Here is a 19,698-nt window from a genome sequence, read left to right as displayed (position 1 = left end):
TTACTCTCCCAGAATCTGTGGGACCTCAAAACGGTCCTGGTCAACGGATGGGGCCTGGTCCAGAGCCTGTTCGGCGGTCAAACCAGGCTCAACGACGTCGTCACGCATGGCGGCGAACAGCGCTGCCGGGTGGCTCATTGGTTCCACATCGGCGGCTTCCTTCACATCTGCGATGGAGCTGATGTGGCCAATGATGGAGTCCAACTGTTCGGCGTAGTGGTCCATCTCGTCTTCGGGGATTGCCAATCGGGATAGCTTGGCCAAGTGGGCGACTTGGTCGCGCGAGATTTCAGACACGCGGACGTTCTCCTTCGCTTCGGCGGGTGTAGTAATACCCGTTAAGGGTAGTCGCCAGCCTGCATCCTTGTCCGCATTGGGGGGCTACAGCAACATTGTGCGCAAAACTGTCAACTTTCCTCACTATGGTTAGTGCCATGAGTTACCTAATCCGCGTCCAACTTCCCGACACTCCTGGCAGCCTGGGTGAACTTGCTGTTGCCCTGGGCGCAGTGGATGTCGACATCATTAGCGTGGATGCAGTTACCCGCCTTGACGACGGCATTGTCATTGATGACATGGTGCTGGACCTGCCTCAAGGCCGCCTGCCGGATGTGATTATTACCGCAGCGCACTCGCTCGACGGGGTCGAGGTTGATTCCATCCGACCATATTCCGGCACCGTCGATAAGCGCAGCGAAATTAAATTGCTTGCCGACGTTGCCGAACACCGACTCATGCCCAAGCGGGCCTTACAGTCGCTGGTGGATGCCCTACCCCAAACCAATGGGTGGGCGCTGGTTCTGCAAACCGTGGATAACGTGACCACCCGAGTGGTCGGGTCGATTGCGGCGCCGGAAGATGATGGCCGTTCGTTGGAAGGACCACTAGTAACGCAGCCGCAAACCTTGGACCCGGAGGCTCAGGAATGGGTGCCGGAGACGTGGGCGTTGCTCGAGTCACCGCTATGTGCTGCGCCGATTAATGAGCGCTACTCGCTGGTGGTTGGCCGCCCGGGTGGTCCAGATTACTTGCCTAATGAGGTTGAGCACTACGGCTACTTGGCGCAGATTGTTGGCGCGATGATTACCGGCTAGTCACCGTAGTAAGTCCAGTCGGGGGCGGTAAGGTCCACTGCCCCCATGGTCAGCTGCCAAATAAGTAGATCGCCGTGATCGCGTTCTCTGTAATGATGTAGCGACACGGCGAGGCGAAACCAACTTGAAGCTGCGCCATGCGGAAAAGGTTAACAGGTTCCAAAACTCTGAACGACTTCGGAGACTCTAGACAGAAGATTAAGAGAGCGCTGTACTCGGCCACTTTTCCGGTTTCCTTTCCACACAGATGGACAGGCACGGCGCAGATGGGATCAACATCGTATGTGTCTCGGTAATAGCCGGTCGAGGATTCGACTGAAATCATGGGCACCTTCACCTGCATCAGTGCGGGGATGGAGCCTCTGCTGTCGAAGACCATGACCAGGTAACAGACGCCACCACAGAATCGAAGTCGATTGTGCAAAGGAAATGAGCGCCCAACCTGTCACTGAACTGGGCGTCATTTCTGGTCGCCCTCCGAATCGCCCCACCCTGCTGCCGGGTCTTTAGAAGACGCTTTTACTGCGAACGTACGGAGGTAGCTACACCGTACCTACCAGCCAACTACGCAGATTGCGATTCAACAAAAGTTTCCTTTGCTTGATAGTGTCCTGTGACACCAACGCCGTAAGTGCGAACAGTCTAAGTTCATATTCATCCCCAAAACTCGAAGGACAATTATGCGCAAATTCGCTCGCCTGACAGCCCTCATCACTGCAAGCGCCCTTGCTTTCTCTTCGCTTTCCGTAACAACAGCCACCGCTGCACCCGACACCGAGGGGGGCATTCAAAAGCCGGCTGCTGCCTTGACACACGAGCTCTCGAACGAAGAACTTGAGCAGGCTGCAGCAGCGTCAGAAGAACTGTTCGGCACTCTTCTCAACAAGCGTGACGGTCATTGGAAAGTGAATGAAGAAGCCGCCGCCGACTCCGACGTGCCGATCGAACAGTTAGAGGCCATCGCAAACTCTCTGAATGGAAACAACCGGGACGGAAGCCCCCGAATCGCACCCCGACATGCTGTGAACTCGCAGGCTTACCGCGACTGCGTCATTGATGCCACCGGACTCGGGGCACTCGTTGGTGGTGCCGCAGGTGGCGGATCGCAACTTGCGTACCTGATAGCGGTAAAGAACTGGAAAGACGCTGCTTACGTCATCGTCAGGCTCGTCGGCATTAACGCCGTCAAGGGCGGTGTTGCAGGGCTCGCCGCAACACTCGCCGGTGCCGGCGCCTGGTGCGCCACGCCTTGGGCAAACTAGGAGCTACAATGCGTTTGGGTAAAATCTTTCGATCTCCCCAGAGCCCTCGAGATGCCGCCAATTTCGTCGAGAAGCACCTTCTAGACACCAGCGCGCGCGATTATTTTGCGGCCGAGAAATTTCGCGACGTCGTCGCACTCGCCAAAAGTGGCGATTGGCCGGGGGCAGCAAAAAAATACCGCGACGCTACTGGCGAGGACCTGAAAACCAGCGTTATCGCTGCAGAAATCGCTTCCCGATTGTAGGCCTCCCTGTTGCCTGGCTAGCTCTATGACGGGCTAGTCACCGTAGTAAGTCCAGTCGGGGGCGGAGAGGTCCACTGCACCCATGGTCAGCTGCCAAATAAGCGCATCGTACTGCTGCCGTTGTTTGTATTTCTGCTGTGTAGCTTGGGCTGCAGGCAGCGTTGCGAAGACGTCAATGAGGTCAGGTTCATCGGGCATATGCTGCGCGGAGTAGCTGTCTGACACCAGCACCCACAATGGCTCACCATCAGCTGGGGCACCATCGGCATCGCAAACTTCCTTTGGTTCCCAAGAAATGGCGTGCTCGGCGGTGTCCTTCTCCAGCTGTCGCGATTCTTCTTCAGTGGCGACGACGCCAACAATCGGGTTGTAATCAGAGTTGAAGCTGCCGATTTACAGCACCATTACTTCTGGTTTCTTGGTTCGGCTAAAAGGGAGCTTCATACTTGCTCGAGCCTTTCGCTAGCAGTTCTCGGAACTGGTCTTCATTCAGAATCGGCAAGCCCAGCGATTCCGCCTTCGTTGCCTTGGAGCCAGCGTTTTCACCGACCACCACATAGTCCGTGTTCTTAGAGACGCTGCCAGCAGCTTTACCACCACGGGAGACAATCGCTTCTTTCGCTTCATCACGGGAGAATCCCGCCAAAGTACCGGTCACCACAATGGTCAGACCAGTCAAAGTTAGTTGGTCTGGGTCAACCTCTTCGCGTTCTTCTGCCATAGTGACGCCCGCTGCGCGCCAGCGCTCCACAATATTGCGGTGCCAATCCACTTGGAACCACGCCACAATCGACTCGGCGACAATCGCGCCGACACCATCAGTGCTGCTCAGCTCTTCTTCGGTGGCATCCGCAATTGCATCGATAGACCCAAACTTGTCTGCCAAGGTGCGCGCCGCAGTCGGCCCCACATGGCGAATCGACAGCGCTACCAGCACGCGCCACAGCTCCGTTTCCTTCGCCGCCTGCAGGTTATCCAGTAATTTCTGCCCCTGCGCGGAAACTGTGCCCTTCAAGGTCGTGTAGACCACACTTCGAGTCAACTGCTCTGCTGTCAGATCAAATAGGCCCGCCTCGTCATCAAGCACTCCCCTCCGGATAAGGTCCTGCGCGCCACGCTCGCCAAGGGTCTCAATGTCGAAGGCACTGCGGGAAGCCAAGTACTCCAGACGTTGCTGCAACTGACCTGGGCAACTACGAGTGTTTGGGCAGCGCCAATCCGCATCGGCTTCTTTTGCTGGGGCCAGTCGGGTGCCGCACTCTGGGCACAGCGTTGGGAAGATGAAGGCACGTTCGGAGCCATCGCGCAGATCGGCGACCGGCCCGAGGACTTCTGGGATGACTTCACCGGCCTTACGAATGGTGACTTGGTCGCCGATGAGCACACCTTTGCGCACCACTTCGGTTTGATTGTGCAGCGTTGCCATCTGCACGGTGGAACCCGCCACCAGCACCGGCCGCAGCACGGCATATGGGGTGACGCGTCCAGTTCGGCCCACACCGCAGCGAATATCCAGCAGCTGGGTGTTCACCTCCTCTGGCGGGTACTTGTAGGCAATCGCCCAGCGCGGCGCGCGCGAGGTTTCCCCGAGTTCGACCTGCTCAGCGCGGGAATCGACTTTGACTACCAGGCCATCCATTTCGTGCACGGCGTCGTGGCGGTGGTCCGCCCAGTACTCGACCTGTGCAATCACATCGTCAGCACTGGTCACGCGCTGAGTGTCGGTGGACGTGCGGAGTCCCCACGCCTGTAGCGCACGGTAAATATCGTGCTGGTTTTCCGGGGCAACCGTGCCCGGCGCGGCGGTAATCTGGCCAACGCCATGGCAAATCATCGACAGGTTTCGCTTGGCAGTCTCCGCCGGATTCTTCTGCCGCAGCGAACCGGCCGCGCTATTGCGTGGGTTGGCGAAGGGTTTTTGTTCTTTCGCGACGCGGTCAGCATTAATCCGCTCAAATTCGGCCAGCGACAGGAAAACCTCACCGCGCACTTCTAGGAATTCCGGCACGGGGAACTCCTCAGTGCCGGTCAGCTCACCTGGAATATCAGCGATGGTGCGGGCATTGGCGGTGACGTTTTCACCAACTGTGCCATCGCCACGAGTCGCGGCCCTGGTCAGCCGCCCGTTTTCATAGACCAGGTCAATGGACAGACCGTCAATTTTCAGCTCGCACAGGTAGGCATCCGCTGGGGTGCGCCGCAACCAATCGCGCATCTCATCGAGTGAGAAAACATTGTCCAAGCTGTACATGCGTTGCGGGTGCCGGACAGCTTCAAACACCACGCCGTCGCCGCTATCGTCGCCAAGCCCGGTACCAACCCCGGCCCCTACCGGCGCGCCAACTTCCTGGGTGGGGCTATCCGGCACCGCCAACTCAGGGTGGTCTGCCTCGAGTTGTTGCAGCGCGCGGAATAGCTGGTCGAATTCGGCGTCGGAAATGGTGGGGTTGGCGTTGTAGTAGCGCTCGCGGTGTTCCCGGACTTGCTGCGCTAGTTCATCCCACTGGTTCCGAAGGTCGGCATTGATGTCAGTCACGGGTTCCAGTGTAGGCATTGTGGTCTGGGTGGTCGGACTGTCTGGCGTTCGGGTTAATGTAGTTGGCATGAATCAGTTCGATCCCGCGCGCATGTTTGCCTTCGATTTGGAGACCACTGGGCGGGATCCGCGCACCTGCCGAATTGTCACCAGTGCGCTCATCCGCATTTCCAAGGCGGGCGCGGAACCGAAGGAACTGCTGGCCGACCCTGGTGTGGAAATCCCGGCCGAAGCCACCGCGGTGCATGGCATCTCTACCGAACATGCCCGCGCGCATGGCCGTCCACATGACGATGTCCTTGCTGAAACTATCTCTGACCTGCGTCGCGCCTGGGCCGATGGTTTCACAGTGGTGGCGTATAACGCCTGCTACGACTTGTCGGTGCTGCGCGCGTTGGAGCCGTCGTTTACCGTCGACGGCTTGGTGCTCGACCCATTTGTCATCGACAAAAATAAGGACCCGCGCCGCAAAGGTCGCCGCACGCTGACCAATGTGTGTGAGCACTACAACGTGACGCTGGAAAATGCGCATGAGGCGACCGCTGATGCCCTCGCTGCCGCCCGCATTGCGTGGAAGCAGGCGCGGCAATGGCCGGAGCTGACTGAGATGACCGGCCCAGAGCTGATGGAATTCCAGGCAGTCGCCTACTTCGAGATGCAGACTTCGCTGGCAAACTACCTGCGGGGCCGCGGTAAAGACCCCGATGATGTAGAAACTACCTGGCCGATGCGCGGCTAGCCTGCTCCAGGGTTAGCCTGCGCGCCGCTACAGGTCACCGGCGTCGCGCACCAGCATTTCGCCTGCCTGCCGCAGCATGGTCAGCTTCGCGGCGGCCTCATGCACCAGGTCTCCGTCCGGCACCACGTCCACATCGCTCACCAGACTGTCGCGCCGCAGCGACAGTGCATCCCACAGCCGCGCCACCGAAATCGCCACCGCCCGCGGGTCCGTTTCCTGCTGCGCAATCCCCAGCCCCACGCGGGCACCTTCGGAAATCAGCATGCCAAGCCCATCCAAATTCTCACTGCCGACTATGACCCGTTTCGGCAGCAGCACCGTCTCTACCTGCGCATCGGTCCCTTGCAGTGCCCGCAGCAGCGACCACGGTACCGGGTTAGTTGGCGCGGTTCCGGCCAGTTTCGTCCCCGGCAGATTAATGCTTATTGACGCAGCGGAGCCCCGTACTGCCCCGATGGTCCGGCCGAGCAACTCCACGGCATCGACGGTCGGAACAGGCGCGATGGTGTCCCATTCATGCACACCACGCAGGTTGCCGGCCATCACCGCAGGCAGCAGCGGTTCATCGAACTGCACATGAACATCACCGGCAAAGCGACGCTGAATGCGCGCGATGTAGCCGACGGTGGCTTCTGCGAGCGCATCGGCGATATCGCGGCGGGCGCCGCGGTCGGTGAGCACCAAGTGACCGTCAAAAAGCTCTATCCCGGCGGCAAGTGACCACGGGCCAGCAACCTGAATGCGGACCGGACGCCCAGCTGGCCACATCATTTCGCTCGCGTCGAATATCCGCTGCCAAATATCGCGAAGGCGGCGCAGGACGGCGGCGGGGCGTGCGTCGGAGGTGTCTGGCAGCATGCGCATGGTGCGCGGGCCGATGTCTAAATGCAGCCCATCAAGCAAGGCGGCGGTTAGTGCGCCGATGCGTTCGCCCGGCAGACGCGCCATGAACAGATCGTGGCCATTTTCACCGGCCACAATATCCGCCGCAGCGACGTGGTCAGCCGCACCGACAACACCCAGGCCATAGGAACTCATGGCAGCTACCGGCCAGTGGCGATGATGGTGCCGGAACCCAGCACAATGTCGCCATCGGCATCCGGCTGGTACAGCACCGCGGCTTGGCCCGGCGCGACACCACGGAACGGGCGCTCCAAGACAATCTGTACCGTGGCGCTTTCGCCACCGTCACTGGAAATCTGCGCTGTCGCATCAATAGCCTCGCCGTGCGCGCGCACCTGCACCTGACAGCTGAACTGCTCACCGTCAGCTGGCTGCTGGCCACCAATCCACACCAAACGATCGGCGGTAATCTGCGTGATGTCGAGGTCCTCAATGGTGCCGACCTTCACGGTGCCGGTTTCGGCGTCCAGACCAGTGACGTAGCGTGGCTTGCCGTCACGACGCGGGTTCGGCAGACCAATGCCCTTACGTTGACCGATGGTGAACGCGTCGACGCCATCGTGTTCGCCGAGGGTTTCGCCAGTGTTGTGGTCGACCAAGGTGCCTGGGCGGCGGCCAATCCGCGCGCCGAGGAACGCTTGCGTGTTGCCGTCCGGAATGAAGCAAATGTCGTGCGAATCCGGCTTGCTGGCAGTGTTCAGGCCCGCGGCCTGCGCCTCCAGACGAATATCCGGCTTAGTGGTGTCGCCCAGCGGGAACATAGAGTGGTCGATCTGCTCGCGATTGAGCACACCGAGCACATAGGACTGGTCCTTGTTCATGTCGACGGCGCGGCGCAGCAGCCCATCTTCACCGAGGCGGGCGTAGTGGCCGGTGACCACGGCGTCGTAACCAAGGGCGATGCCGCGATCGAGCAGCGCCTCAAACTTAATGCGTTCATTGCAGCGCAGGCACGGGTTCGGAGTTTCGCCGACCTGGTAGGACGCGACGAAATCTTCAATGACTTCGGTGCGGAAACGTTCGGAGAAATCCCACACATAAAACGGGATGCCCAGTTTGTCGCAGACTCGGCGGGCGTCCGCGGAGTCTTCCAGGCTGCAGCAGCCGCGGGCACCGTTACGGAGGGTTTGCGGGTCGCGGGACAGGGCGAGGTGCACACCGACAACGTCGTGGCCTGCGGCGACTGCGCGGGCGGCTGCGACCGATGAGTCAACGCCACCACTCATGGCTGCCAACACTCGCATGTATTTCTCCTCACTAAAAGCTGTACTGCTATGCCATTCCGGCGATTCGTGCTGCCGCGGCAATCCGCTCAACGTCAGCAAGTACTGCAGCAATATCGTCGGCGGTACTATTCCACCCCAAGGTGAACCGCAGGGCGCCGCGGGCGGTACGTTCGTCCACGCCCATCGCCAGCAGCACATGGCTTGGCCGCGACACCCCCGCATGACATGCCGACCCCGTCGACAAGTCAATTCCGGCTTGGTCAAACAACAGAATCAGGCTATCGCCTTCGGCCCCCGGAATGGAAATATGCAGGTGACCAGGCAAAGCTGGCTCAGTAGTATGCACCACTACCCCATCAACACGCGCTTCAATCCCCGCACGCAACTCATCGCGCAGCGCCGCAATGCGCGCATTTTCCGCAGCCATATCGGTTTGCGCCGCAGTCAGTGCTGCCGCCATCGCCAGTGCCGATGCCACATCCTGTGTACCGGAACGCAGTTCCCGTTCTTGGCCACCGCCCAGAATCTGCGCTTTCACATCGGTGCCGCGCGTTGCGATTAATGCTCCGATTCCGCGCGGCCCACCAAACTTATGGCCGGACAGCGACATCGTTGAGATTCCGTCGGAGTGAACGTCAATAAGCATATGCCCCATGGCCTGCACCGCGTCGACGTGCAATGGCACCCCGGCAGCCTGGGCGGCCGCAGCAGCGTCGGCGATAGGCTGAATGGCGCCAGTTTCATTGTTGGCTGCCATAAGGGCCACCGCCGCATAGGTGTCCGGTTCAATGGGCTTAATGACGGCGCGACCTGCGGAATCAACGGGCATTTCCGTCATGCCGACAGCGCGGGCTGGTCGCAACACGGCTTCATGCTCAATTGGCGCGGCAAGGATCGGCTTGCCGGGGCGGGCCGCAGCCAGCCCATAAATAGCCAAGTTATTAGCCTCGGTGCCACCGGATGTGAAAATGACCTCGATAGGTTCGGCGCCGACCGCAGCAGCAATCTCCTCACGGGCCTGCTCGAGCAGCGCGCGGGCGCGGCGGCCGGCGGTGTGAGCGGCGGACGGGTTACCAGCGTCGAGGTGCGCCAGCAGCACCTCGCGGGCTTCAGGGCGAAGCGCGGAGGTGGCGGCGTGATCCAAATAGTGGCGGGAAACAGTCATGGCGTTGTCAGTGTACGCCGTGACACCGACAACGCCATGAGGGCTGCGCACCGAGTGAGCAGAACTAGCGAGAATTACTACTTGCGCATGCCGAAGAGCGCAGGCAGGAGGAGCCTGGCAGGTTGAACAGGCTGGCGATGAGCGGCCAGATGAGGCCGACAATGCCGCCGAGGGCGAGGGTGCCGAAAATCGACGCAATCGCGATGCCAATCTTGCCCCACCAGCCGGTGCCGGTGCTGCCAGAGTCAGAATCTGGAGTATCGGCGCCTGGGTTGTCGGTGTTGTCGCCTGGGGTGTCGTCTTCGGTGTCGCTGCTGTCTGCTGGCTGCACCACTGGGGTGTCCGACGCGGCAATACCTTCAGCGGTAAACACCACGTCGCCGCCGCCGATGGCAGCTGGGAAGGACACCGTTGCGGAGCCGTTTTCCCCAGTAGTGATGTCCTTGGACTCACCGTTGTAGGTCGCCGAAATGACCTTATTTGGCAGTGGGTTGCCCTGCGCATCCTTCGCAGTGACGGTGTACGTCAGGTCCTGGCCGGCCTTGGTGGCCGCCGGGCTATCCAGTTCCAGGGTCTCTACCAGTGCGTCGGTGGCCTGGTCAGACACCTCGGTGGTGATGGTCTTCGAAGCAGCCTCACCTACCGTGGCGACCACAGTGTGGGTACCTGCGGTCAGGTTCTCCACCACCAGCACAGCCTTGCCCTGGTCGTCGGTGGTGATTTGAGAAGCGGTGCCATTGTGGCTGAACGTCACAGACTGGTTCGGCATGAGCACGCCTTCTTGGTCAAAGACCACAGCAGCATACTTTGCGGTGGAGCCGGTGGCCGCGGTTGCTGGGCCGGACAACTCCACGGTGGTGGCCACAGCGTCGGCAGCAGCCTTCGCAGCGATGGTCACCTGGGTGGTGGTCTTCGCTGCAGCGGTGGTGGCCGTCGCGGTCAGCGTGCCACCTTCGGTGGTGGTCAAAGCCCACACCGCCTTACCCTCAGCGTCAGTAGTCGCCTGGTGAGTTTTGGTGCCCAGAGTGAAGGTGACGGTCTCGTCGGCAACTGGGTTGCCGTCTGCGTCCTTGACGGTTGCAGTCAACGCGAGGTCATCGCCGAGCTGTACATCGGTGCGATGCGGTGCCAGTTCAATCGTCTGTTCTGCGGTTGCTGCTGGAAGATCCTCAGCGGCAACCCGCACGGTGAGCTCGGGCACGTTGTTCAGGCTGCGGGATTTTTCGGTGGCGTACTTTACGACACCGACCTGCGCGGAGTAGTCGCCTGGTGCAGCGTCAGCTGGGACGGTGTAGGTAATGGCTAGCTGTTCCTTGCCATCGTTGTGCACGTAGCTCCAGCCGTTGGTGCCAAAACCACGGTAGCCAGGGTTTGGCGCTATGCCATGTTCTGCCCACTGTGCATTGGAGTCCCTGAAATTGGATGGCCCGACGAACACGCCGCCCCGGTCAACGAGAACCTCGCTGCCGCTTTCTAGGTCCCCATTGCCGTCCACGCCTGCTGGCTCCCATCCTGCTGGCGGGTTGAGGCCGAGTTGAAAAATCGAGGTAGGTTTCGGGTCGATGTTCCGTACGTGGTAAGTCACTTCGTCGCCTGGTTTGACCACAGGCAGACCGTCCACGATCGTAGGTTCTGCACCGTTGACTTGGTATACTGGGCCTTCGTAGTAGCCTTTTCTGGCCCAGCAGTGTGGCTCTGGGTGGCGTCTTCGGTGGTGACGGAAGTAGTAACCTCTTGCACCGCGCCCTGCGGGCCGTAGAAGCGCGCGGTTAGTGGGTGCTTGCCTGGGTTGGCAGGCATGGTCACCGCTGCGGAAGCTTCGGTGGCGTCGGTGATGTTCTGCTCTGCCCCTTCGATCTTGCGGCCCTGGAAGAAAACTCCACTCGGCCGGTGACCGCCTTGTCGAAGGATGCGGTGGCGGTGACTTCGGCGCCAGCAGCACCGGTCGCTGGGTCTACCGTGACAGCAGTCAGCTTCCCAGCGTCTGCTGGTACATCCGCGGCCTCGGAAACTTCTACTGGCGCAGTTGCCTTGACGCCGTTAGAGATCGCGGAGACGGTTCGGGAGCCAACCACGGTCGCGGTGAGTTCAGCGGTTGCTTCACCATTTTCATCGGTGACCGCTTCGATCTTCTGGCCGTCGAGGTTAAACACAACTTTTTGGTTCGCAGCTGGCGCATCATCCTTGGTGACCTTGGCAGTCGCGCGCACAGTGTCGCCGAGTTCAACAACGTCAGTAACTTTTCGGTTTCGCCGTTGCCCTTGGCGTTGACCTGAACAGTTCCCTGCGCGGACAACTCGCCGATGGTGGCGGTGTAGGTGCGCTCACCCGAGCGAAGCGTGCGGATTGCTGCGGTGGCGATACCGTCATCGTTGGATACGCCAGTTGCAGTGCGGCCGTCCAGCTTAAACGTCACTTCCTGACCAGCAACTGGTGCGCCCTTCTTGGTGACCTTTGCCGACAGCGTAGCGTCCGAGCCGGATTCGACGTCGGCTGCTGGCTGAACCTGAATGTCATCAACGGCCTTTTCGGCAGCCTTCAGCACCTTGACGGCTGGCAGCTGTGCACCTTCTTGTGGCGCACAACGCGCTACTGCCTTGGCGTTGATACTGGTGATAAGTACGTTGGCGCTGGCTTCGGCGTACAAAGTGACCCAGGAATCAGCCGAGTTGTCCGCCACCTTCGGTGTTGGGAAACCAGGCTGAATGATGCCTTCTTCCGTTGCCGTCATATTCAGGTGACGGCAGGAACCTGGTAACCGATTTTGCCGTTCTGGGACTGCGCGACCAGACCGCCGTGCTTCCAGGAGGCATAGTCGGTCAGGCTCCAGTTATCGGTGTCGGAGTTGCCGCCGATACGGATTGCACCAGATTCTTTGGTTACCTCAGCTGCTGGCGTACCACCGGACATTGTGACCGAGTTGATGGCGGCGTTCGACGGTGTCGTGTATTTCACACGCGCTTGGCTCGCGCCCTTAACTTTGACGTTCACCTTCCCTGGGATCGGATTGGGAAGTCCAACGAAGCCAGAGTCGATGGTGTAGTCAAAAGTGTCGCCAACATTGACGGTTTCGGGCGCGGTGACCTTGACGTCATGGTTGAAGTTGTACTTGTTGCCGTCGTAGACGCCGTCGATGGTGCCTTTGTTGTTGCTACCAGTCAGATAGCAGTCGAAGACAATTCGCTGCGACGTTGTCTTCGGTTCCGATGGTGCTGCGTTGACGTTAGGCACAGTCATCGCACCGACACCAAGTGCCGAGGCGATCACCGCCGCAGTCACAGTCCGCCAGTGTTTAATCACGTAAATCCTCAAGGCTTTATGGAAACGACCGCGGGTTTACGGTCGACTAACTGCAGACCACTTTCGCGCTTCCCCACACAAGGTTGGTCACCAAGGTCCAAACAGTCCAAAAAGCATTTGAGCACTAAGAAAATACTGAGAGCAAGCTAAAAAGGCCGGGTCTGCAATGATTTCATCGCAGGTTAACCGACCGTTTCCAACAATCACAATCTCATAACTTCTTGTGGAAACAGCACTATTGTGACGCGCTGCAAACCTTTTGCACACGGATGCAAAAACGCGGCCAAGGAACCTCGTTCCCCGACCGCGTCAGCTGCGCTCAGCGCATAGAATGTGAAGCAAGTTGCTACTTCAGCTTGCCAATTTCTTCAGTTGCCTGCGGCGCCACCTTGTGCAGGTCGCCAACAACACCAAAGTCAGCAATTTCGAAGATTGGTGCCTCTTCATCCTTGTTCACGACAACGATATTCTTGGAGGTCTGCATACCAGCCTTGTGCTGAATTGCACCGGAGATACCGAGTGCCAAGTACAGGTCCGGCGAGACCGTCTTACCGGTCTGACCAATCTGGAACTGACCTGGGTAGTAGTCATCGTCCACGGCAGCACGGGATGCGCCAACGGCTGCGCCCAATGCGTCGGCAAGCGGTTCAATGACCGAAGTGAAGCCGTCAGCCGAACCGACACCGCGACCACCGGAGACCACAATCTTCGCCTCGGTGAGCTCTGGACGGTCGCCGCCAGCAGGTGGGTTGTATTCCACAATCTCCACGGCCTGGTCGCCACCGACAGCAATCTCCAGCGGAGTGATCGCCGGGGACGCTTCCTGCGGCTGGGCATCGATAGCGCCTGGGCGCAGCGCATAGACGCGCGAGTCGCCACCAGCAGCAGCGGTCACGGTGAATTCGCCACCGAAAATGGAGTGCACTGCGGTGCCATCTTCATTAATCGCGATGATATCAGACAGCAGACCGGAACCAGTCAGCACGGCCACGCGGGCGGCAATTTCCCGGCCGGCGGTGGTTGCTGCCACCACAACTGGGACCTGACGCTCCGAGGCCAGCGCCACCAGGGCATCTGCCTGCGGGGTGAGCAGGTACTTGGATGCACCTTCAGCTTCGGCAGCAACAATTTCGGTTGCACCTGCGGCGCCAAGGTCGCCGGCAAACTTCTCGGCGGTGCCTGGTTCACCAACAACAACAGCCACTGGGTCACCCAGCGCGCGAGCTGCAGTAATAAGTTCGGCGGTGGTCTTCTTCAGTTCGCCATTTGCATGGTCGACGAGTACGAGTACTGCGGACATGGTTTTCTCCTCTACCTTTCCTATTCCTTATTCCTGCTTTAAATGAACTTTTGCTCGCGCAGGTACTGCACCAGCTGGGTGCCGCCGTCGCCTTCGTCCTTAACCTGGACGCCGGCTTCCTTCGGAGGCTTCGGGGTGTTGGAGTGCACCGCAGTTGCGGCATTGGCCAGACCAACCTGGTCAGCGGACATGCCCTGCTCCGCCAGGTCAGCCAGGGACAGCTGCACGATGGTCTTCTTCTTTGCAGCCTGGATACCCTTGAAGGATGGGAAGCGTGGCGAATTCGCCTTTTCATTAACGGTGATGATGGCTGGCAGCGCCGCGCGCAGCTTGTAGGTGCCATCTTCATCCTCGCGGGTACCGACGATAGCGCCGTCGGCTACCTCGATTTCGCGGAGGTTGGATACCACTGGGCGCTGACCGTAGACACCGATAATCTGCGGCACGGCACCGGTTGCGCCGTCAGTGGAGGCGTTACCGGCGACGATAATGTCGGCGCCGCCTTCAATGGTCTCCAGGACGTTGTGCAGTGCCCAACCAGTCTGAACTGCGTCGGAGCCGTGCAGTGCGTCGTCGGTGAGCAGGATAGCGTCGTCGGCACCCATGGACAGGGCCTTGCGCACTGCTTCGGTGGCGCGCTCTGGCCCCATGGACACTACGGTGACGGTTGCGTCGCCGAGCTGTTCCTTCAGCTGCAGGGCAGCTTCCACGGTGTTCTGGTTGATTTCGTCGATGACTGCGTCTGCACCGGCACGGTCCAGGGTGAAGTCGTCGTCGGTGAGCTGTCGTGTCGAGTAGGTATCCGGGACCTGCTTCACAAGTGCCACGATGGTGGTCATAGTGTTTTGCGTCCTTTGCTCTTGGAGGTTTTCGGTCAGTTAATCACTGATGACGAAAGTAACAGTATTTGTATGTCCATGTTAGTGATTTAGATAACTTTTTTCTAGATCTTTCGCCTTCGTCACACCCTATCAAATACTTGACCAGCGTTGAACTGCCTTTCGCGACAAATAAACGCCACCGCAGTCTTGCCGATCCGCGAGATAATCACGGCTAACTGAACGTCCCCGCGCAGCTTCCACTGCTTGCGCAACATATCTGGATTCAGATCTACCCCGCGAACCAGAATCTCCACCGCCCCGCAGTTACGCGCCTGTAACTCTTGCCGCACCTTCTTCACCGGAACCTGCGCCAGAACCTCAAACCCCGACTCCCCCACCGGAATTGCATCCCCCGTCAAATGCGCAATCCGCTCATCCAACTGCCACAGGCCATGCGCCGCCGCATAATGCCGCACCAACCCGGCCCGCACCACTGCCCCATCCGGGTCAATAATGTAGGCCCCCACCGGTTTCACTTCGCAGTGGTCCGGCATAGCATCGTTGTACTTATCGACGGATTGGCCCCGAATAACCCATGCCGACCGCGACACACCCGGCTCAGCCAAACCCGGCGTATACAGGCAAGCCTCTTTCACACCGCCATCGACACTGGTGACCGCGACTTCCCCAGTCCATTCAGAAAAGTCCAGACCAGGGGCACACTTAATTGCCATGTCATGACCAGCCCAAGCCTCGACCAAATCTGGCAACGCTGGCAGCAAATCCTCGGGGCGCGCGATGCGGCGGCCACCGGCCCGGCGCGCCGGATCAGCAACAATAATGTGGCCCGAAGTCACCGGAGTCAGGGCGTCTGCTTGCGCATAGGGCGCAGGCGCATTGTGTTGCGCCATTAGCAGCCGCGCGAAGTCTAGGTCACTGCCCATCGCCGGCACCCCAACGTCGATAAGCGCAGAAACCTCGGTGCCAATACTGCAGGTCACATCATGAACTGGGCGACCATCGCGGACGAGGCGGAGTGCGCGCATTGTAGCGACGGAATATGGGGTGGCTTGCTGCGCCGCTTCGCTGGAGATAACCCACTCCCCGGGCAGCTTCCCGGCGGTGGAGCGGCGTGCCTCCGCGACTTCTAAAACTGCGCGCCCCATGTCGCCATATTCTTGGCGCAAAGCGGCGCTATCGGCAAGCATCGACTTTTTCGTCAGCGGCAATTCACTGGCCTCGCCCAACGCGTGCGGGTGCGCAATCAGCCAGCGCACCTCATCAATACTCAGGCTCACTGATACCGGCGCTCCAGCGCCCAATACGCATCGACCATGGCATTGGACTTGCCATCGTCAATGCTGCGGAGCACTTCTTCGCGTTCTTCCGCTGCCGCCAACAAATCGGCCACCGTCTCGAACTCCGCAATGGACATCAGCTGTGCCCACGTCGGCGCCATCAATCCAATCTTCCGGAACTTCCACGCGTCCAGCAGCGTCGATGGCAAAAACCAGCCAGTCGACGATGCCTCCGAGGTATCCCCCAATGCAACCTGCCCCTTAGGCTGTGCGGCGACGAAGAAGTAGGTGTCGAAGCGAATTGGTTCATCTTCTGGCGTGACCCAGTTATCCCACGGCTTGAGCAGATCGGTGCGCAGTTCCAGATTCTCGCGGTCCAAAAAGTCGGACATAGCCAGCTGCTTGGACTCCAATTCAAAGCGGGCATCGTTGTACTGCGTGGTACTGCTGAGCACATGGCCGGTGTCGCATTTTCCGGCGAACAACGTGCCAGTTTCCTCGAAGGTCTCCCGCACCGCGGCGCACACCAAACCGCGAGCAATGCCCGGTTCGACGCCAAGGCGCTGTGCCCACCAATTGTCATCAGGGCCGTTCCACGCCAGCGGCGGGGAATCATGGCCGTCACCATCAACGTCACCCGGAAGGTCACGAGCGTCAAGACCGCCGCCAGGGAACACCGTCATATTGGCGGCAAAGCGCATGGTGGACACCCGTTCCTGGACATACACTTCCATGCCGAGGTGGCTATCACGCACCACCAACACAGTAGAAGCTAACCGTGGTTTAACCGGGGACAAGGACCATCGCCTCCTGAAGTTACTTTCTCCGATGTGCCCCAGCGCGGCGTGCGCGGCGGGCGAAATAGCGCCCATCGATTTTGTCGATCCGAATCGCCTGATGGAACGCCTTCGTCAAGTTCTCGGAGGTCAGGACATCATCGATGAGGCCCATGGCGACCACGTTACCTTCGTCAAGGAGCATCGCGTGGGTAAATCCAAATGGAATTTCCTCAACGTGGTGAGTGACCATCACAATTGCTGGGGCGTCCGGATCCATCGCCAGCTCAGCTAGGTGCGCTACCAGGTCCTCGCGGCCGCCCAAATCGAGGCCGGAGCCAGGTTCGTCCAAAAGCAACAGCTCTGGGTTGGTCATTAGCGCGCGGGAAATCAGCACACGTTTGCGCTCACCGGTGGACAAGGTGCCCCACGTGCGATCGGCGAGGTGGCCGGCGCCCATTAGTTCTAGGATTTCCGTCATCTGCGCAAAGTCGGACTCGTCGTACTCTTCACGCCAGCGCCCCAACACGGAATAGCCTGCCGAAACCACCAGGTCCGACACCACTTCGTCATTCGGAATCCGGTCGGCGACCGCGGCGGAAGTAAAACCAATCATGGTGCGCAAGTCACGCAGATCACTGCGGCCGATCTGTTCCCCGATAACGCGGGCGGTGCCGCCAGTAGGAAACTCTTGAGCCGCTGCCATCCGCAACATGGTCGTTTTACCCGCGCCATTCGGCCCGAGGACCACCCACCGTTCATCCAACTCAACTTGCCAGTTCAACTCGCTGACCAAAGAGCGGCCTTCACGCACGAAAGAGACGTTGTCGAAGTCAATTACTAGGTCTGGGTTGTATTCACTCACCCCCTTATGTTGCCTCACAACTGCTCTCAATGTGTAGAGGCCGAAGCTGCACTACCCTTGGTTGAGTAACTGCACTCACCCCCACCCCGGGATGCAGGAAGCACTCTCCGGGAGAAAAGGAGCAACGGTCGTGACCGGACGCCTTGGAATCGATGATGTTCGACCAGTAGTTTCCTGTGGTGAACAGCCAGCCAAAGCGGTTGTTGGCGAAGTAATTCCAGTTTCTGCCGTAATNTGGCGCGAAGGCCACGACGCAATGTCGGCAACGCTGAACGTGAAAGGCCCAGCCGAATCAACCGTCGCCGCAAAATCCAAGCGCATCACCATGCAGGTGTCGCACGATGACCCATCGCAGGTCAACAGCCTGATCGTCCCGGATGTACCTGGCGTGTGGACCTTCCGCGTCGACGCCTGGTCCGACCCAATGGCTACCTGGCGCAACGCCGTCACCAAGAAGCTGGAAGCCGGCCAGACCGAAGCGGAACTAGCTAACGACCTAGAAATCGGTGCCCGACTGTTTGAACGAGCAGCATCCGGCGCAGCAAAGGTCTACCGCCCGCACCTGCGCGAAGTAGCCACTACCCTGCGCTCCGATTCCGAATTGCGCGCCCGCATTGCCCCAGCCCTCGCCCGGGAAACCCTGCACATCCTGGAACTGCACCCAGTGCGCGACCTGCTCACCCGCGGTAAAACCCGCCGCCTGCTCGTCGAGCGCCGCGCGGCTCTCTTCGGCTCCTGGTACGAGTTCTTCCCACGGTCGACCGGCGGTGTCGACGAAAATGGCGCCCCAATTCATGGCACCTTCGCCACCGCAACGAAGGCGCTGGATCGCGTCGCTGCTATGGAATTCGATGTGGTGTACCTGCCGCCAATTCACCCAATCGGCGAGGTCAACCGCAAGGGCCGCAATAACGCGGTCACTGCGCAAGAAGGCGATTACGGTTCCCCATGGGCTATCGGCTCCAAGGACGGTGGCCACGACGCCATCCACCCTGACCTAGGCACCGAAGCAGACTTCAAGGCGTTCTTGGCCCGTGCGAAGGAACTCGACCTGGAAATTGCTCTCGACCTCGCACTGCAGTGCGCGCCGGACCACCCATGGGCCGAAGCGCACCCAGAGTGGTTCACTGTTTTGCCCGATGGCCACATTGCCTACGCAGAAAACCCACCAAAGAAGTACCAGGACATCTACCCGCTGAACTTCGACAATGACCAAAAGGGCATTTACGAAGAGATTCTGCGCGTGGTGCGCCACTGGGTCCGCCGCGGCGTAAAGATTTTCCGCGTCGACAACCCACACACCAAGCCAGGTAATTTCTGGGAATGGCTGATTTCGACCATCCACGAAACCAACCCAGAAGTCATCTTCCTGGCGGAAGCCTTCACCCACCCAGCGCGCCTCTACGGTCTGGCCAAGATCGGGTTCGCACAGTCCTACATCTACTTCCCGTGGCAAACCACCAAGAAGCAGTTGACCGGTTTCGGTGAAGAAATCGCCTCTCACGCGGACATCGCGCGCCCATCCTTGTGGGTGAACACCCCAGATATTCTGCACGCTTTCCTCGTCGAAGGTGGCCGCGCCTCCTTCTACATCCGTGCGGTCCTCGCGGCAACGATGTCGCCACTGTGGGGCATGTACTCCGGCTTTGAGCTCTACGAAAACGTCCCAGTCAAGCCAGGCTCGGAAGAGTACCTGGACTCGGAGAAGTATGAACTGCGCCCACGTGACTATGAAGCCGCACTGGAATCCGGCGATTCCATGGAGCCGTTCATCACATTCCTGAACCGCACCCGCCGCGAACACCCAGCGCTGCAACAGCTGCGGAACCTCACGTTCCACAAGACCGATAACGACAACGTCTTGGCTTACTCCAAGTTCGATGCACTGACCGGCGACAACGTCATGGTTGTCATCAACCTGGATCCGCACAATGCTCAGGAATGCACGCTGACCATCGATATGCCAGCTATCGGATTCCGCGCCGGCGACAAACTCGCTGTCACTGACCTAGTCACCAACTCGCACTTCGAATGGTCCGACGCCAACTACGTGCGTCTGGAACCATGGAGCAATGTGGCGCACATTATCGAGCTGCCTGATGTGCCTCAGCATCGCCGCGACCAGCTTGCTTGGCGAGTCAACGAAGACTACCGCCCATAGCGGAAAT

The 19,698-nt window shown here is 59.7% G+C and carries 20 protein-coding genes; 5 read left to right on the top strand and 15 right to left on the bottom strand.

The window, feature by feature from the left end:
* Positions 1–297, bottom strand: a complete 297-nt coding sequence (gatC, locus tag A3EC_RS0103050; RefSeq protein WP_018023696.1) for an Asp-tRNA(Asn)/Glu-tRNA(Gln) amidotransferase subunit GatC — start codon at positions 295–297, stop codon at positions 1–3.
* Positions 298–434: 137 nt separating this feature from the next.
* Between gatC and A3EC_RS0103045 the strand changes: the two genes are divergently transcribed.
* From A3EC_RS0103045 to A3EC_RS0103030, 3 genes are all read left to right on the top strand, one after another.
* Positions 435–1,094: an ACT domain-containing protein gene (locus A3EC_RS0103045; protein ID WP_018023695.1), complete on the top strand. Its 660-nt coding sequence runs from the start codon at positions 435–437 to the stop codon at positions 1,092–1,094.
* An 806-nt stretch (positions 1,095–1,900) separates the two neighbouring features.
* On the top strand, positions 1,901–2,356 hold the full coding sequence (locus A3EC_RS11200; protein WP_156812845.1) for a hypothetical protein: 456 nt from the start codon (positions 1,901–1,903) through the stop codon (positions 2,354–2,356).
* An 8-nt stretch (positions 2,357–2,364) separates the two neighbouring features.
* Complete coding sequence (locus tag A3EC_RS0103030) at positions 2,365–2,601, top strand: hypothetical protein (protein ID WP_018023692.1); 237 nt, start codon at positions 2,365–2,367, stop codon at positions 2,599–2,601.
* A 33-nt stretch (positions 2,602–2,634) separates the two neighbouring features.
* Here the strand turns inward: A3EC_RS0103030 and A3EC_RS0103025 are convergent, their stop codons facing one another.
* Positions 2,635–2,826, bottom strand: a complete 192-nt coding sequence (locus A3EC_RS0103025; RefSeq protein WP_156812806.1) for a hypothetical protein — start codon at positions 2,824–2,826, stop codon at positions 2,635–2,637.
* Between the two features lie 202 nt (positions 2,827–3,028).
* Positions 3,029–5,137 carry an NAD-dependent DNA ligase LigA gene (ligA, locus tag A3EC_RS0103020; RefSeq protein WP_018023690.1) on the bottom strand — a complete coding sequence of 703 codons (2,109 nt, stop codon included), beginning with the start codon at positions 5,135–5,137 and terminating at the stop codon, positions 3,029–3,031.
* A gap of 67 nt (positions 5,138–5,204) precedes the next feature.
* Between ligA and A3EC_RS0103015 the strand changes: the two genes are divergently transcribed.
* Positions 5,205–5,876 (top strand): 3'-5' exonuclease, encoded by a 672-nt coding sequence (locus A3EC_RS0103015; RefSeq protein ID WP_026162136.1) that lies wholly within the window; start codon positions 5,205–5,207, stop codon positions 5,874–5,876.
* A gap of 27 nt (positions 5,877–5,903) precedes the next feature.
* On the opposite strand, the gene A3EC_RS0103010 is transcribed toward A3EC_RS0103015, so the two are convergent.
* The 12 genes from A3EC_RS0103010 to A3EC_RS0102955 form a co-directional block, all read right to left on the bottom strand.
* Complete coding sequence (locus A3EC_RS0103010; RefSeq protein WP_018023688.1) at positions 5,904–6,914, bottom strand: uroporphyrinogen decarboxylase/cobalamine-independent methonine synthase family protein; 1,011 nt, start codon at positions 6,912–6,914, stop codon at positions 5,904–5,906.
* Between the two features lie 5 nt (positions 6,915–6,919).
* On the bottom strand, positions 6,920–8,023 hold the full coding sequence (mnmA, locus tag A3EC_RS0103005) for a tRNA 2-thiouridine(34) synthase MnmA (protein ID WP_018023687.1): 1,104 nt from the start codon (positions 8,021–8,023) through the stop codon (positions 6,920–6,922).
* 28 nt (positions 8,024–8,051) lie between these two features.
* Positions 8,052–9,170, bottom strand: a complete 1,119-nt coding sequence (locus A3EC_RS0103000; protein ID WP_018023686.1) for a cysteine desulfurase family protein — start codon at positions 9,168–9,170, stop codon at positions 8,052–8,054.
* A gap of 64 nt (positions 9,171–9,234) precedes the next feature.
* Positions 9,235–10,755, bottom strand: coding sequence for an Ig-like domain-containing protein (locus tag A3EC_RS0102995; protein WP_018023685.1), 1,521 nt, complete (start codon positions 10,753–10,755; stop codon positions 9,235–9,237).
* The gene (locus A3EC_RS13035; RefSeq protein ID WP_018023684.1) at positions 10,752–10,976 is read right to left on the bottom strand and encodes a hypothetical protein; all 225 of its coding nucleotides are present in this window, start codon (positions 10,974–10,976) and stop codon (positions 10,752–10,754) included. The genes A3EC_RS0102995 and A3EC_RS13035 overlap by 4 nt, the downstream gene beginning before the upstream one ends.
* A 208-nt stretch (positions 10,977–11,184) precedes the next feature.
* The gene (locus A3EC_RS13155; protein ID WP_018023683.1) at positions 11,185–11,901 is read right to left on the bottom strand and encodes an Ig-like domain-containing protein; all 717 of its coding nucleotides are present in this window, start codon (positions 11,899–11,901) and stop codon (positions 11,185–11,187) included.
* Positions 11,902–11,903: 2 nt separating this feature from the next.
* Entirely contained in the window at positions 11,904–12,470 is a 567-nt protein-coding gene (locus A3EC_RS0102980) for a hypothetical protein (RefSeq protein ID WP_018023682.1), read from the bottom strand.
* Between the two features lie 346 nt (positions 12,471–12,816).
* The gene (locus A3EC_RS0102975; RefSeq protein ID WP_018023681.1) at positions 12,817–13,770 is read right to left on the bottom strand and encodes an electron transfer flavoprotein subunit alpha/FixB family protein; all 954 of its coding nucleotides are present in this window, start codon (positions 13,768–13,770) and stop codon (positions 12,817–12,819) included.
* A gap of 38 nt (positions 13,771–13,808) precedes the next feature.
* Positions 13,809–14,609, bottom strand: a complete 801-nt coding sequence (locus tag A3EC_RS0102970; protein ID WP_018023680.1) for an electron transfer flavoprotein subunit beta/FixA family protein — start codon at positions 14,607–14,609, stop codon at positions 13,809–13,811.
* Between the two features lie 122 nt (positions 14,610–14,731).
* The gene (locus tag A3EC_RS0102965; RefSeq protein ID WP_018023679.1) at positions 14,732–15,889 is read right to left on the bottom strand and encodes a THUMP-like domain-containing protein; all 1,158 of its coding nucleotides are present in this window, start codon (positions 15,887–15,889) and stop codon (positions 14,732–14,734) included.
* On the bottom strand, positions 15,886–16,644 hold the full coding sequence (locus A3EC_RS11195; protein WP_156812804.1) for an NUDIX hydrolase: 759 nt from the start codon (positions 16,642–16,644) through the stop codon (positions 15,886–15,888). The genes A3EC_RS0102965 and A3EC_RS11195 overlap by 4 nt, the downstream gene beginning before the upstream one ends.
* A 61-nt stretch (positions 16,645–16,705) precedes the next feature.
* Entirely contained in the window at positions 16,706–17,530 is an 825-nt protein-coding gene (locus A3EC_RS0102955; protein ID WP_018023677.1) for an ABC transporter ATP-binding protein, read from the bottom strand.
* Between the two features lie 130 nt (positions 17,531–17,660).
* On the opposite strand from A3EC_RS0102955, the gene A3EC_RS0102950 reads away from it, so the two are divergent.
* Positions 17,661–19,691, top strand: coding sequence for a maltotransferase domain-containing protein (locus A3EC_RS0102950; protein ID WP_018023676.1), 2,031 nt, complete (start codon positions 17,661–17,663; stop codon positions 19,689–19,691).
* The last annotated feature ends 7 nt before the right edge of the window (positions 19,692–19,698 follow it).

The sequence above is a fragment of the Corynebacterium ulceribovis DSM 45146 genome (genome assembly GCF_000372445.1).
GTDB lineage: Bacteria > Actinomycetota > Actinomycetes > Mycobacteriales > Mycobacteriaceae > Corynebacterium > Corynebacterium ulceribovis.
This window is presented reverse-complemented; position numbering and strand designations above follow the sequence as displayed.

Coding starts and splice junctions, on each gene's coding strand:
- A3EC_RS0103030 (WP_018023692.1), top strand. CDS start 2,365: ATGCGTTTGGGTAAAATCTTTCGATCTCCCCAGAGCCCTCGAGATGCC.
- A3EC_RS13155 (WP_018023683.1), bottom strand. CDS start 11,901: ATGACGGCAACGGAAGAAGGCATCATTCAGCCTGGTTTCCCAACACCG.
- A3EC_RS0102975 (WP_018023681.1), bottom strand. CDS start 13,770: ATGTCCGCAGTACTCGTACTCGTCGACCATGCAAATGGCGAACTGAAG.
- A3EC_RS0103010 (WP_018023688.1), bottom strand. CDS start 6,914: ATGAGTTCCTATGGCCTGGGTGTTGTCGGTGCGGCTGACCACGTCGCT.
- A3EC_RS0103000 (WP_018023686.1), bottom strand. CDS start 9,170: ATGACTGTTTCCCGCCACTATTTGGATCACGCCGCCACCTCCGCGCTT.
- A3EC_RS0103045 (WP_018023695.1), top strand. CDS start 435: ATGAGTTACCTAATCCGCGTCCAACTTCCCGACACTCCTGGCAGCCTG.
- mnmA (WP_018023687.1), bottom strand. CDS start 8,023: ATGCGAGTGTTGGCAGCCATGAGTGGTGGCGTTGACTCATCGGTCGCA.
- A3EC_RS0103015 (WP_026162136.1), top strand. CDS start 5,205: ATGAATCAGTTCGATCCCGCGCGCATGTTTGCCTTCGATTTGGAGACC.
- A3EC_RS0102970 (WP_018023680.1), bottom strand. CDS start 14,609: ATGACCACCATCGTGGCACTTGTGAAGCAGGTCCCGGATACCTACTCG.